Source organism: bacterium (genome assembly GCA_021157605.1).
Taxonomy (GTDB): Bacteria; Patescibacteriota; UBA1384; order JAGGWG01; family JAGGWG01; genus JAGGWG01.
On the sequence record JAGGWG010000021.1, the window covers coordinates 24,877 to 36,808 of the forward strand.

Consider the following 11,932-nt stretch of genomic DNA (forward strand, 5'->3'; position numbering starts at 1 on the left):
GGTTTGATGTCAAAAAGATTAAGTTTAGGTCTTTTAGCGGTTTGGGGGTTGTCTTTGGTTGTTCTCTTGATTATTTTTTTTCGTGTTAATCCCTATGATCTCAACGAAAAAGAGCTGATATTTGTTTTATTTTGGGTTTTGCTTTTTCTTTTTCCTTTGGGTACTGGCATCTCGGTGTTGGCTCACAAAAATCTGATGCGCCGTTCTTTTGCCCAATGGTTGGTTTTGCGTCAAGGTTTTTTCTTTGCTCTTTACTTAACACTGCTCTTGGCTTTACAAATGTTTAGAGCCTTTAGTATATTAGGGGCAGGTATTTTATTGGTTGTTTTTTTACTTTTGGAACTTTATTTCAAAAATTAAACTATGAGCGGTTCACTTCATCCCCTTACTATTTTTTTGCGCCAAGCAATAGCTGTATTTAGAGATATGGGTTTTGAGGTTTTGGAAGGGCCTGAGATTGAGAGCGAATGGTACAACTTTGATTCTTTGAGGGTTCCAGAGTGGCACCCGGCAAGAGATGTTCAGGACACTTTTTATCTTGAGGACGGGCGTCTTTTAAGGACTCATACTTCAGCAATGCAGGTAAGAGCTATGGAAAAAAGAAAACCCCCGGTGCGTATTATTGTTCCCGGCAGAGTTTTCCGCAATGAAGCTACCGACGCTTCTCATGAGGCAAACTTTTACCAATTAGAGGGTTTTGCTATTGACTCGCATATTCAGATGAGGCATTTATTTGGAGTTTTGGAAAAATTTGTCAGAGAAATTTTTGGCTCTAAAACAAAGTATCGCTTTGTGCCTGCTTATTTTCCTTTTGTAGAACCCGGTACAGAAATGTTAATCCAGTTGGGCAAACAGAAAAAATGGCTAGAAGTTTTAGGAGCAGGTATGATACATCCTGAGGTTTTGAAAAATATGGGAGTGGACCCAAATAAATTTCAAGGTTTTGCTTTTGGTATGGGGGTAGACAGGTTAGCAATGATTCTTGCTGGTTTTAATGATGTGAGGTTAAGTTATCAAGGGGATTTAAGGTTTTTAAAGCAGTTTAAGTTTAAAAAATGTTAATCTCGCTTTCTTGGCTTAAAGAGTTTGTAGATTTTGAATTGAATGCTGAAGACACAGCCCAACTTCTTTGTGGTTTGGGGCTGGAGACAGAGGTAAAGAATGATAATCTTTTGGATATTGAAATTACGCCTAATAGGGGTGATTGTCTTTCTGTTTTAGGAGTTGCTCGAGAAATAGCCGCTAAATTAGGAAAAAATCTTCATTTACCTAAACCAAAAATTAAAGAAGAGAGTGAAGACCTAGCTTTTGACTTAAGGTTTTCAGCTAAAGCCAAAGAGCGCACTTTTCGCTATACCTACAGGGTTGTAAGAGATATAAAGGTTCAGGCTTCTCCAAAGTGGATTCAGGACAAACTTATTTCTTATGGTTTTCGTCCTATTAACAATATCGTTGATATTACTAATTTGGTAATGATTGAGCTGGGTCAACCCTTGCACGCTTTTGATTTTGAAAAATTAGGTGGGACATTGTTTTTGCGTACCGCTAAAAAGGGAGAGTCTCTTATAACTCTGGATGGCAAAGAGCGCAAGTTAAGCAAAGACATACTTGTGGCCGAAGATAAAAAAGGACGCCTGACTGATCTCTGCGGGATTATGGGCGGTTTTTACAGTGAAGTCAGTGAGAACACTAAAACAATTATTCTGCAGTCAGCTGTTTTTGATCCTATAACTATTCGTTTGGCTTCTAAAAAATTAAGGCACCAGACAGATGCTTCCTATCGATACGAAAGGGCGGTTGATTTTCTTATAACTAAGTTGGCTTTGGACAGAGCTACAGAATTGATTTTAGCTGCTAGTGGAGGCAGGGCTTTGCCTGCAAAGGATTTGGTTTTTAGAGAGCCGCAAAAAGAAAAGATAGATTTTTCTCTTCAGCAATTAAATAATCTCTTGGGTAGTTCTTTTTCTGCTAATGAGGTAGGAGAGATTTTGGAAAGATTGAATTTTGTTGTCCAGAAAAATGGGGTTAATTTTTCTGTGCAGGCTCCCAGTTATCGCTGGTTTGATATTAAGTATTGGCAGGATATAGCCGAAGAAGTGCTGCGAGTTAAAGGATATGATTCTTTGCCTTCAGAAGCACTTAGCTCAACTACAAAACCAGCTAATCCTGAATTTAGCTTTAAAGAGTTTTTAAAAGACAAATTAGCAGCTTTGGGATTTTCAGAAACCTTGTCCTGCTCATTTATTTCCCGCCAGGATAAAGACATTTTTTCTTTTTCAAAACCCCTTAAAATCAAAAACCCTCTTTCTATAGAAAATGAATATTTTCGTCCTGTTCTTTTAGTAAATCTTTTAAAACAGGTTGCTGGTAATCCTTGGTTTTCAGAAGTAAAGTTTTTTGAAATTGGCCGCGTGGCTGATAAAAAAGGCGAAGCAGAGCATCTTATTGTTCTAGTAGCTAAAAAGAAGGGTAGGAAAGAGATAGAAAAGGCGCAAAAAGAGCTTAGCTCTTTAGGGATAAAGACCAAGATAGAAGAAGTGTCTCAGAGCATTTTGCAAAAATTAAAAATAAAAAAGCCTGTTTTTTATCTTGAAACAGCTCTTGTTCCTGCTAAAAGAAAAAAGGTAGATTTTATACTGCCTAAAATCATCAAGGTGAAAACCCCTTCTTCTTTTCCGCCGGCCCAAATTGACCTTTCTTTTATAGTTTCTTGTCAAGTTAAGGCAGAAGAGATAGAAAAAACCCTTGGTTCTCATCCTAGAGTGATTCTGGTGGAGTTATTTGATGAGTTTCAGTCTGAAAAGTTTGGCAAAAACAGAAAAAGTGTTGCTTTCCATCTTTGGTTGGAACATCCAAAGAGGGCGCTAAAAGAAAAAGAAATTGTAGAGATTATGGAAAGTTTAGCTCAAGATGTAGAAAAGAAGTTTACTGCCCAGTGGCGAAAAGGATAGAAAATCTTTTTAACCTCAGGTTTAACTGGAAAAAAGCTGTTAATTTGTTAAGATAAAAATATGAAACAATTTTTTTGTTTAGAAACAAAAGATCTTGGGGGTTCAGAGGTAGAGCTTTTTGGCTGGATAGAGAATCGGCGTGATCACGGCAAAATTATTTTTCTGGATTTAAGAGATGCTTCAGGGGTTGTCCAGCTGGTGGTTTTACCTGGTTCTAAAGCTTACAAAACAGCTAAAAAATTAGGGCCTGAATTTGTAGTAAGAATTAAGGGTAGGGTAAACAGAAGGCCGGAAAAGATGGTCAATAAAAAAATTGCTACCGGAAAAGTAGAAGTTGAAGTTTTAGAGCTTGAAATTATATCTAAAGCCAAAACCCCTGTTTTTGAGATAGATAAAGATACTCGTAAGGTAAGGGAAGATACTAGACTCTCTTTTAGATATCTGGATTTGCGCAGCCAACGAATGAAGAATAATTTAAAAAAACGCCAAGAGCTACAAAATGCTTTTAGAGAACTTCTTTTAGAAAAACATTTTTTTGAGATAGAAACCCCTTATCTTACTAAGGGCACTCCGGAGGGGGCAAGGGAATTTATAATACCTTCAAGGCTTCAGCCCGGCAAGTTTTATGTTTTACCCCAGTCGCCACAGCAGTTCAAGCAGCTTTTGATGGTGGCTGGTTTTGAACGTTATTTTCAATTTGCCCGCTGTTTTCGTGATGAAGACCCTCGCGGTGATAGGCAGTTTGAGTTTACCCAGCTTGATATAGAAATGAGTTTTGTCAGCGAGGAAGATGTTCTTAATGTTGTAGAGGAAATGGTGATTAAAGCTGTTAAAAAGGTTTATCCTAACAAAAAGATTACTTCTCTTCCTTTTCCTCGTTTAACCTACAAAGAGGCGATGCGTGATTATGGCACTGACAAGCCTGATTTAAGAAAAGACAAGAGTGCTGAAGAATTGGCTTTTGTTTGGATTACAGATATGCCCCTATTTGAGTGGTCAGAAAGTGAGCAGAAAATAGTTTCTGTGCACCATCCTTTTACAGCTCCCAAAGAGGAGGATGAAGAAAAAATGGAGAAATCGCCTGACAAAGTTAGGGCTCAAGCTTATGATTTAGTTCTTAATGGGGTAGAGTTAGGTGGAGGGAGTATTAGGATTCACAAACCTGATTTGCAAAAAAAAGTTTTTAAGATTTTGGGGTTAACTCCTAAAGAAACAGAAGAGAAATTCGGTCACTTGCTTGAGGCTTTTGGCTACGGTACTCCTCCTCACGGAGGTATTGCTTTAGGCTTTGATCGTTTAGTGATGCTTTTACAAGGAGAGAAAAGTGTCAGGGAGGTGATTGCCTTTCCTAAAACCGGAGATGGCAGAGATTTGCTGATGGGAGCTCCGGCTGAAATTCCTGAAAAGCAATTAGGGGAAATTCATATTAAAATCAAAAAGAAAAAATAGCTGTGTTTTTAACTTGGTTTTTGAGTTTTGTTTTACTTTTGGCGCCTTGGCTTCCCTCTTCTTGTTCGCAGTGGGCAGAAAATAAGCTTTCTCAAAGATTTAATTTAGAGTATAGAGACGAATTATCAGAAATAAAGAGTTTTCCTTTAGTAGAAGGCAGTTTTAATTTTCGCCCCCAGAGTGCGATTGTGGTTGATGTTAATAGCGATTTTGTTGTTTTGGAGAAAAACGCTGCTCTTAGGCGTCCTATTGCCAGTTTAACCAAGATGATGAGCTCTTTAGTTTTGGTTCAGAATAAAAAACTTGGGGAAGTGATAACTATTACTGATAAAACTACTGAAGTAGAGGGTAGCAGGGCTGGATTTAAAGCAGGAGAAAAATTTAAGGTTAAAGAATTAGTTAGGGCTATGCTTGTCCGTTCAGCCAATGATGCTGCTTATGCCTTACAAGAATATTTTGCTACTGAAGAATTTAATTTAGTAAAAGCAATGAATGAGGAGGCGCAAAGATTGGGGCTGAAAAATACTTATTTCGCAGATGCTATTGGTTTAAGCGAAAAAAACACATCTACAGCATGGGAAGTTTATCTGTTGGCTAAAGAGTTGTTGCAGAACAAGTGGCTGGCAGATGTTGTTTCTCAAAGCCACCTTGATGTTTGTTCTTTAGATGGGAATTGCTACTCTCTTTGGAATACAAACCGCTTAGTGCGTCAAGGTTTTAAAGGGATAAAAACCGGTTATACAGAAGAAGCTGGCCATTGTTTGGCAGCATTAAAATATGTTCAAAACCATCCTGTTATTATTGTTGTTTTAGGAGCGGCTGACGGCCATATTAGGTTTGAAGATGTAGAGTTGGCAGGAGCTTGGTTAGAACGTTCAGCTCTTTACTGATTCCTATTTCGAGAGAAAAAAGCGCAATAAAAACCTCTTTTTTAAACTTGGTTCAATTTTGTTTTTCTAAAATTTACTTAGAAGTAGTGATTGCCCACCAGATGAGGGCAATAACTACTACGGCAATAACTACCCACCAATACCAAGCCATAGAAGGTTTAGTTTGTAGCTTTATATTAGCATACTTTTTCTGTCTGCACAAAAGTGGTTTGTTTTTTCTTTAGAGCCCAAAAGGCACCCATACCTACAGGAATGGCGAGCCAGAGGGAAATAAAACGGTAGTTAAGTACTGCTAAAGTTAGGAGGGTGCTAAGAGGTAGAAATTTGTAAAGCATAAAGATCAAAGATCCTTCTAAAGCTCCGATTCCAGCAGGCAAAAAGCTTATTGATCCCAAAAGGCTGGCTACCGCATAACTGACTATTACGGCGTTTAGCCCTAAGGTAGCGCCTAAACCCAAGAGCGAGAAGTAGAGAATAAGGGCGTCTAAGCACCAGTATAAGAATGAACTAACAAAGAGCAGCAAGAGTTTCTTTTTGGGAGAGACTATTTTTTTAATTTCAGAGTAAAGCTCTTGGCTAAGTTTTTCGTAATATTTACTTTCAGCTTTATCCGAGTGATTGCGGATAAAATTAAAGCTTTTACGAAGATAAAAAAGTATTGGTTTGGCAATATTAGTAAATTTCTTTGGGTGATGGAGCAGGTAGCGTAAATAAAAGGTGCCGCCGATAAGGGCTGAAAGGATAAAGCCAAAGATTATTTTAATAAGCCAGTTAAAAGAAGGGTGGATTTCTAAAGTAGCCAAAGCAATGGCAGCGAGAAGGAAGAAAGCAAAATAGTCAAATATAAGTCGGATTAAAAAAAGAGCCAGAGCAGACATACTTTTTACTCCTCTTTTTCTTAAAAGATAAAAACTAAAGGCGCTTTCGCCAAAGTTGCCAACCGGGAAAAAGTGGATAGCAAAAACCCCTACCATTGAAAAATAAACTAATTCTAAAAATTTCACTTTGTAGTTTTGTGCTTCTAAGATTGTTTTGAATTTTAAAGCGTTAATCCCAAAAGTAAGAATCCAAGCTGTGAGTGCTAAACAGAGAAAAACAGGGTTAATTTGGGTAAAGATCTTTTCCACATTTTTAAGACCAGCAACCTTTCCAATTAAAGAGTAGAAAACTACTGCCAAAACAAAAAATAACAAAAATGAACGGACAAGATTTTTCCTTTTCATTCTTCTAATAAATTGTGCAGAGCATTTCGAGCTGCTTCTTCTTCAGCTCGTTGTTTTGACGGACCTTCTCCTTTTCCCATAAAGTTTTCGCCAACATAAACTTCAATAACAAAAGTTTTGCTGTGGTCAGGTCCCTTTTCCTCAACTAATTTATATTTTGGCAGAGCCCGCCATCTTTCTTGGGTTATCTCTTGAAGGTAGGTTTTAGGGTCAATATATTTTTTGTTTTTAATAATATCTTTCAAATAGGGAAGAAGGAATTTTTTAAAAATCTCTTCGGCTTTTTCAAAACCTTGATCAAGATATACAGCCCCTAGGAAAGCCTCAAAAAGATCAGCTAAAATTCCCTCTTTTTTTCTGCCGCCAGTTTGTTCTTCGCCTTTAGAAAGAAGGAGGAAGTTATTTAGCCCTATTTTCTGGCTGACTACAGCTAAGGTAGAAGTTCTTACTGAAGCCGCCCTTATGGCTGAAAGGTCTCCTTCTTTGTTGGGAAGATTGCGATAAAGATATTCGGTAGCCAAAAGCTCTAAAACGGCATCTCCTAAAAACTCTAAACGTTCATTGGATTCTTTAAATGGGCTCTCGTTAAGATAAGAACGGTGGACAAAAGCCTGCTTAAAAATTTTTAAGTTTTTTGGCTCAAGGCCAAGTTTTTTCAGAAAGCTTTTAAGATTTTTTTCCATAAAAAGAGTTGATTATTCGGAGCGCTTTTTGGGCTAGTGGTTTTAGATTATCATAAGAGAGGATTTTTGTGAATTCTTCTTTTTTGACCCAATAAGCATTTTCAATTTCTTCTTTTTGCGGTTTTGGCTTCTGTTTAGAGGTTTCAAAGAGAAAATAAACTACCTTTTTAAAAATTAGGTTTTTATTTCTTCGGTAAAAAAAGTTGATTTCTCCTATCTTTTTTACGGTTTGGAGATTCTTGATCCCGGTTTCTTCGCTTGTTTCTCTTTTGGCGGTTTCAACTAATTTTTCGCCTTTTTCTACCCAGCCTTTAGGTAGACCAACTCGTCCTTTTTTGTCTTCAATAACTAATATCTTTTTTGTTTGCGGGCAGAAAACAATACCACCGGCAGAGAGTTCAAATTTAGTTTTCTGTTTTTTCTTCCTCATAACGGGGGCTTTCTCTGTAAATAGTGCCTAGGACTCCGTTGACAAAGCGGTGCGAGCTTTCATTGCCAAATTGTTTGGCTATTTCAACAGCTTCATCAATAGCTACTTTGGGTGGTGTTTCTTCAAGGTACAAAAGTTCGCTGACAGCTAAACGTAAAATGGCCAGATCTACTGTATTTATCTTCTTTAAAGGCCATTCCGGAGCAGCTATTTGGATAATTTTGTCTATTTTTTCTTTATGTTTAGTGTAAGTTTTAAGCAGTTTTTTAGCCAACTCCAAATCCATATTCTCTGCTGGTTGATTTTTGAGGTCTTTTTTGAGTAATGATAAAGGCTCTTCTTGGGGTTGGAATCGGTAGGCAAAGAGAGCTTGCATTGCCCTAATCCTGGCTAGGTGTCTGCTCGGCATCTTTAATCTTTGTTTTAACCTTTGTTTCTAATTCTAATACTTTTTTGTTTTTAAAATAGCCACAGTTTGGGCATACTTGGTGGGGAGGGATTAGTTCATGACAATGCGTGCACTCTACTAATTGAGGCAAGACAAAGTTTTGTTTTCCTCTTCGCAAACGAGAAGCGGTGTGCGATTTTCTTTTTTTGGGTTCTGCCATATATTTCTTTAGTGGTTTAGCATCTTATAGGATAAGGGGGAATCTACTTAAAGTCAATAAGAGATTTTAATCTAGTTAGTTGCTTTTGTTTTTTAACTGTTTTTTTAATTTTTCAAAAGGAGATGGTTGTTTTTTTAGTTTTGTTTTCTTTTTGTGCGGGCAGCTTTTTTCATTCCAGTTTGTTCCGCAAATGGGGCAGATGCCTTGGCAGTTGGGATGGCAGAGAATTCTCGAAGGTATTTTTAAAATTAATTCCTGCCAAATAGGTTCAAAGACTTCTATTTTTTTGTTCGGGAGCAATTTAATCTCATCTTCTTTGGCGTGAGATCTGATCACTCTTTTGAACTTTAACTTCAGCTTTTTTTCAATGGGTTTGAGACAGCGGTCGCAGTGGAATGTGATTTGGGTGCCTATAGAAAAACAAGCAATTAAAGTATTGTTTTGAGTTTTTTGGATAGTAATTTTGCCCTTAAGGGGTTTTCTAAGAGTAAAGCGGTGATCTTGGAAAAGGAATTTCTTTTTAATGTTGAATTCGGCTTGGTTTCCATTTTTAGCGTCAACAAAAGAGGAAAGATCGAGCCAAATTTTAGGTAATTCTTCCATAACTTATTTTTAAGTTCCAATGTTCTTAAGAATATGAGAGTATTTTTTGGTTGCTGCTGTGAGTTAGTTGCTACCCTGTATTATATTAAAGATAGCAATTGGTTTTTTGGGGGTGCGGACAAAAATCTGCTTTTTGCTCTCTTTTAGCAGGGGAGAGAACTTGCTTTTTTGAATTATTTCTAAAGCTGTTTTTTGGTTACAAGAAAAAGGAGCTTTTAAGGATCCTTTGGTTTTGCCATTAGCTTGGATTATAATGGTGATCTCTTTTTCTTGGGCTATTTTTTGGCTGTATTTAGGCCAGTCTGATTCAAAAATTGAAGGTTGGTTTCCTAATAACAGCCAAAGCTCTTCTGCTATATGGGGAGCAAAAGGAGCGAGCAGTTTGAGAAAAGTTTCTTTTTCTTTTTTTGTAAGTCCTTCTTTTTCAGCTAAATGTACAAACTCCATCATTTTGGCGATAGCAGTATTAAACTCAAAGCTCTCCAATTCTTGAGAAACTACTTTAATTAGTTGGTGGAGCTTTTGTTCTATTTGTTTGTTTTCTTTTTTTCGCTCCTTATTTTTTATTAAGCGCCAGACTTTATCCAAAAATCTTTTGGTGCCGACAATCCCTTTTGGGTCCCAGCTGCTTGATTGCCTAAAAGGACCAATAAAAGCCTCATAGAGGCGGAAAGCGTCAGCCCCGTATTTTTTGATAAGGCTATCAGGATTGATTACATTGCCCAGTGATTTGGACATCTTTCTGCCATCAGGGGCGAGAATAATGCCAACATTAATAAGTTTTTGAAACGGTTCTTTGGTAGAGACTGCGCCAATATCATAAAGAAACTTATGCCAAAAACGTGCATAAAGAAGATGTAAAACTGCGTGTTCAGCTCCGCCGACATAAAGATCTACAGGCATAAAGTATTTTTCTTTATTTTTAGCTACAAGCTGTTTATTGTTTTTGGGATCAATGTAGCACAAATAATACCAAGAGCTTCCTGCCCATTGGGGCATTGTGTTTGTTTCTCTTTTGGCTTTAGCGCCGCATTTAGGACAGGTGGTATTTACCCAATCTTTAATTTTAACTAAAGGCGATTCTCCTGTGCCTGAGGGTTCGTAATGTTTGACATAAGGCAGTTTTAAGGGCAAGTCTTTTTCTTTTAAAGGCACTGTGCCGCATTTTGGGCAGTGAATAACAGGGATGGGTTCTCCCCAATATCTTTGGCGGGAAAAAATCCAGTCCCTTAATTTATAAGTAATAGTTTTTTGGGCTAAATTTTTGCTGGCTAGCCATTTGACAATTTCTTTTTTTGCTTTTTCTGAAGGCATTTGGGAAAATTTGCCTGAATTTATAAGTATGCCTTTTTTTTCGTATGCCTTTTTAAGGCTACTTGGTTTATTATTTTTAGCTATCACTTGGATTATGGGTAAATCATATTTTTTAGCAAAGTCAAAATCTCTTTGGTCGTGGGCCGGGACGCACATTATAGCTCCAGTAGCATAGTGAGCTAGTACATAATCCGCTATCCAAATCGGGATAGGTTTGTTATTCACAGGGTTAATAGCATAACTGCCGGTAAAAACCCCTGTTTTCTCTTTTGAGAGCTCTGTTCTTTCCAGTTCTGTTTTTTGTTCGGATTCGTGTATGTATTTTTTTACTTTTTCTTTGTATTCAGGGGTGGCTAATTTGAGTGAAAGGGGGTGTTCAGGAGCCAAAACAACATAAGTAGCGCCAAATAATGTGTCTGGTCTAGTAGTAAAAACCTCTATTTCTAAAGAGGAATTTTTAACTTTGAATTTAATAGTTGCTCCTTCGCTTTTGCCAATCCAATTTTTCTGCATCTCTTTGATATATTCTGGCCAATCCAAATCGTCTAAATCTTTTAGGAGCCGTTCAGCATAAGCAGTGATTTTTAGCAGCCATTGGCGCAGTTTTTTACGGATTACTTTAGTTTGGCATCTTTCACAACGGCCATTAACCACCTCTTCATTGGCTAAGCCAGTGCCGCAGGAAGGGCAAAAATTAATAGGTGTTTCTGCTTGGTAGGCTAAGCCGTGTTTGAAAAGCTGTAAAAATATCCACTGGGTCCAGCGATAGTAGCCAGGGTCAGTTGTATTTATTTCGCGGTCCCAGTCGTAAGCAAAACCAAAACTAATCAGCTGTTTTTTGAATCTCTGAATATTTTTGGCAGTGATTTTTTCAGGGTGAATTTTGTGTTTTAGGGCGTAGTTTTCTGCTGGCAGGCCAAAGGCATCCCACCCCATTGGGTGGAGGACATTGAATCCTTGCATTTTTTTCATTCTGGAGACAATATCTGTGGCTGTATAACCACGTGGATGTCCTACATGCAAGCCAGCCCCAGAGGGATAAGGGAACATATCTAAAACATAGAATTTAGGTTTTTTGCTTTTGTCAGGAACAAGAGCTTTGAAAGTTTTGTTTTTAAGCCAAAACTCTTGCCACTTGGGTTCGATTTCTTGAGAGCAATATTCTTTCATAAGAACAGTTTACTTTTTCTTGTTAATTTAGCAGGTAAAGTTGCTTTTGACAACCTGGATTTAAAAGCTGTTTTGGATTGTTAGGCTTTTTCGACCACAACAAAAAGCCTTGAGAAAAGGAGTAAAGTTGATTAATATAAAAAACACACAGATTTTAACTTGGGCGGTTAGCTCAATGGTAGAGCGTCTGCTTGACGTGCAGAAGGTTAGAGGTTCGAGTCCTCTACCGCCCACCAAATGATTTTCTTAAAGCTCAAAAGTTTCTTTTTGGTGTAGTTTTATACAACTCTACTTTCCCTTATTTTATCAAAAATTCTTAAGAAAGAGAAAAAGTTTGCTGCTCTTCTGCACCTTATCTAACCCAAGGACCCAGCCCCGCTAGCGTGGGATAATAAACAAGGAAAGCAAAAAAAGGAGAGCGTGTCATCCTCGCCAGATTTTTTTGCCCGCTTGCTTCATTTTAATGACAAGTCAAAAAATTTGAGAAAATAATCTATTGTAATAAGGTTTTACTCTCACTTGACAGTAAAATTAAAAGGAGATAATATCTTCCACGAAGATTGATTGAATTTTTTTATAAAACCAAGTTATTTTAAAGATAAATTCAAAAG

12 protein-coding genes and 1 tRNA gene are annotated in these 11,932 nt (G+C 37.4%); 6 read left to right on the top strand and 7 right to left on the bottom strand.

Annotated elements, in window-relative coordinates; all coding sequences use genetic code 11:
- The first annotated feature begins 6 nt into the window (after nucleotides 1-6).
- Genes J7K05_03055 through J7K05_03075 form a run of 5 tightly spaced genes read left to right on the top strand, consistent with a single transcriptional unit; the run spans nucleotide 7 to nucleotide 5,290 of the window.
- A complete protein-coding gene (locus J7K05_03055; GenBank protein MCD6195145.1) occupies nucleotides 7-360 on the top strand; it encodes a hypothetical protein in 354 nt (117 codons plus the stop codon).
- A gap of 3 nt (nucleotides 361-363) precedes the next feature.
- Nucleotides 364-1,062: a phenylalanine--tRNA ligase subunit alpha gene (pheS, locus tag J7K05_03060; protein MCD6195146.1), complete on the top strand. Its 699-nt coding sequence runs from the start codon at nucleotides 364-366 to the stop codon at nucleotides 1,060-1,062.
- On the top strand, nucleotides 1,056-2,951 hold the full coding sequence (pheT, locus tag J7K05_03065; protein MCD6195147.1) for a phenylalanine--tRNA ligase subunit beta: 1,896 nt from the start codon (nucleotides 1,056-1,058) through the stop codon (nucleotides 2,949-2,951). The genes pheS and pheT overlap by 7 nt, the downstream gene beginning before the upstream one ends.
- Nucleotides 2,952-3,011: 60 nt before the next feature.
- Nucleotides 3,012-4,400: an aspartate--tRNA ligase gene (locus J7K05_03070; GenBank protein MCD6195148.1), complete on the top strand. Its 1,389-nt coding sequence runs from the start codon at nucleotides 3,012-3,014 to the stop codon at nucleotides 4,398-4,400.
- Nucleotides 4,401-4,402: 2 nt separating this feature from the next.
- Complete coding sequence (locus tag J7K05_03075) at nucleotides 4,403-5,290, top strand: D-alanyl-D-alanine carboxypeptidase (protein MCD6195149.1); 888 nt, start codon at nucleotides 4,403-4,405, stop codon at nucleotides 5,288-5,290.
- Between the two features lie 176 nt (nucleotides 5,291-5,466).
- Here J7K05_03075 and J7K05_03080 read toward each other — a convergent pair whose 3' ends face one another.
- The 7 genes from J7K05_03080 to J7K05_03110 form a co-directional block, all read right to left on the bottom strand.
- A complete protein-coding gene (locus J7K05_03080; protein MCD6195150.1) occupies nucleotides 5,467-6,513 on the bottom strand; it encodes a flippase-like domain-containing protein in 1,047 nt (348 codons plus the stop codon).
- Nucleotides 6,510-7,196: a ribonuclease III gene (gene rnc / locus J7K05_03085; GenBank protein MCD6195151.1), complete on the bottom strand. Its 687-nt coding sequence runs from the start codon at nucleotides 7,194-7,196 to the stop codon at nucleotides 6,510-6,512. Before rnc ends, J7K05_03080 begins: the two co-directional genes overlap by 4 nt.
- Complete coding sequence (locus tag J7K05_03090; protein ID MCD6195152.1) at nucleotides 7,180-7,626, bottom strand: NUDIX domain-containing protein; 447 nt, start codon at nucleotides 7,624-7,626, stop codon at nucleotides 7,180-7,182. The genes rnc and J7K05_03090 overlap by 17 nt, the downstream gene beginning before the upstream one ends.
- Complete coding sequence (gene nusB / locus J7K05_03095) at nucleotides 7,601-8,035, bottom strand: transcription antitermination factor NusB (GenBank protein ID MCD6195153.1); 435 nt, start codon at nucleotides 8,033-8,035, stop codon at nucleotides 7,601-7,603. The genes J7K05_03090 and nusB overlap by 26 nt, the downstream gene beginning before the upstream one ends.
- Nucleotides 8,007-8,234 (bottom strand): 50S ribosomal protein L32, encoded by a 228-nt coding sequence (gene rpmF, locus J7K05_03100; protein ID MCD6195154.1) that lies wholly within the window; start codon nucleotides 8,232-8,234, stop codon nucleotides 8,007-8,009. The genes nusB and rpmF overlap by 29 nt, the downstream gene beginning before the upstream one ends.
- Nucleotides 8,235-8,309: 75 nt before the next feature.
- Entirely contained in the window at nucleotides 8,310-8,837 is a 528-nt protein-coding gene (locus tag J7K05_03105) for a DUF177 domain-containing protein (GenBank protein MCD6195155.1), read from the bottom strand.
- Between the two features lie 63 nt (nucleotides 8,838-8,900).
- Nucleotides 8,901-11,321 (bottom strand): leucine--tRNA ligase, encoded by a 2,421-nt coding sequence (locus tag J7K05_03110; protein MCD6195156.1) that lies wholly within the window; start codon nucleotides 11,319-11,321, stop codon nucleotides 8,901-8,903.
- A gap of 161 nt (nucleotides 11,322-11,482) precedes the next feature.
- Here J7K05_03110 and J7K05_03115 point away from each other — a divergent pair.
- Nucleotides 11,483-11,557 (top strand) — tRNA-Val (locus J7K05_03115).
- The last annotated feature ends 375 nt before the right edge of the window (nucleotides 11,558-11,932 follow it).

Coding starts and splice junctions, on each gene's coding strand:
- J7K05_03070 (MCD6195148.1), top strand. CDS start 3,012: ATGAAACAATTTTTTTGTTTAGAAACAAAAGATCTTGGGGGTTCAGAG.
- J7K05_03090 (MCD6195152.1), bottom strand. CDS start 7,626: ATGAGGAAGAAAAAACAGAAAACTAAATTTGAACTCTCTGCCGGTGGT.
- rnc (MCD6195151.1), bottom strand. CDS start 7,196: ATGGAAAAAAATCTTAAAAGCTTTCTGAAAAAACTTGGCCTTGAGCCA.
- J7K05_03105 (MCD6195155.1), bottom strand. CDS start 8,837: ATGGAAGAATTACCTAAAATTTGGCTCGATCTTTCCTCTTTTGTTGAC.
- J7K05_03110 (MCD6195156.1), bottom strand. CDS start 11,321: ATGAAAGAATATTGCTCTCAAGAAATCGAACCCAAGTGGCAAGAGTTT.
- rpmF (MCD6195154.1), bottom strand. CDS start 8,234: ATGGCAGAACCCAAAAAAAGAAAATCGCACACCGCTTCTCGTTTGCGA.
- pheT (MCD6195147.1), top strand. CDS start 1,056: ATGTTAATCTCGCTTTCTTGGCTTAAAGAGTTTGTAGATTTTGAATTG.
- J7K05_03055 (MCD6195145.1), top strand. CDS start 7: ATGTCAAAAAGATTAAGTTTAGGTCTTTTAGCGGTTTGGGGGTTGTCT.
- nusB (MCD6195153.1), bottom strand. CDS start 8,035: ATGCCGAGCAGACACCTAGCCAGGATTAGGGCAATGCAAGCTCTCTTT.
- pheS (MCD6195146.1), top strand. CDS start 364: ATGAGCGGTTCACTTCATCCCCTTACTATTTTTTTGCGCCAAGCAATA.
- J7K05_03080 (MCD6195150.1), bottom strand. CDS start 6,513: ATGAAAAGGAAAAATCTTGTCCGTTCATTTTTGTTATTTTTTGTTTTG.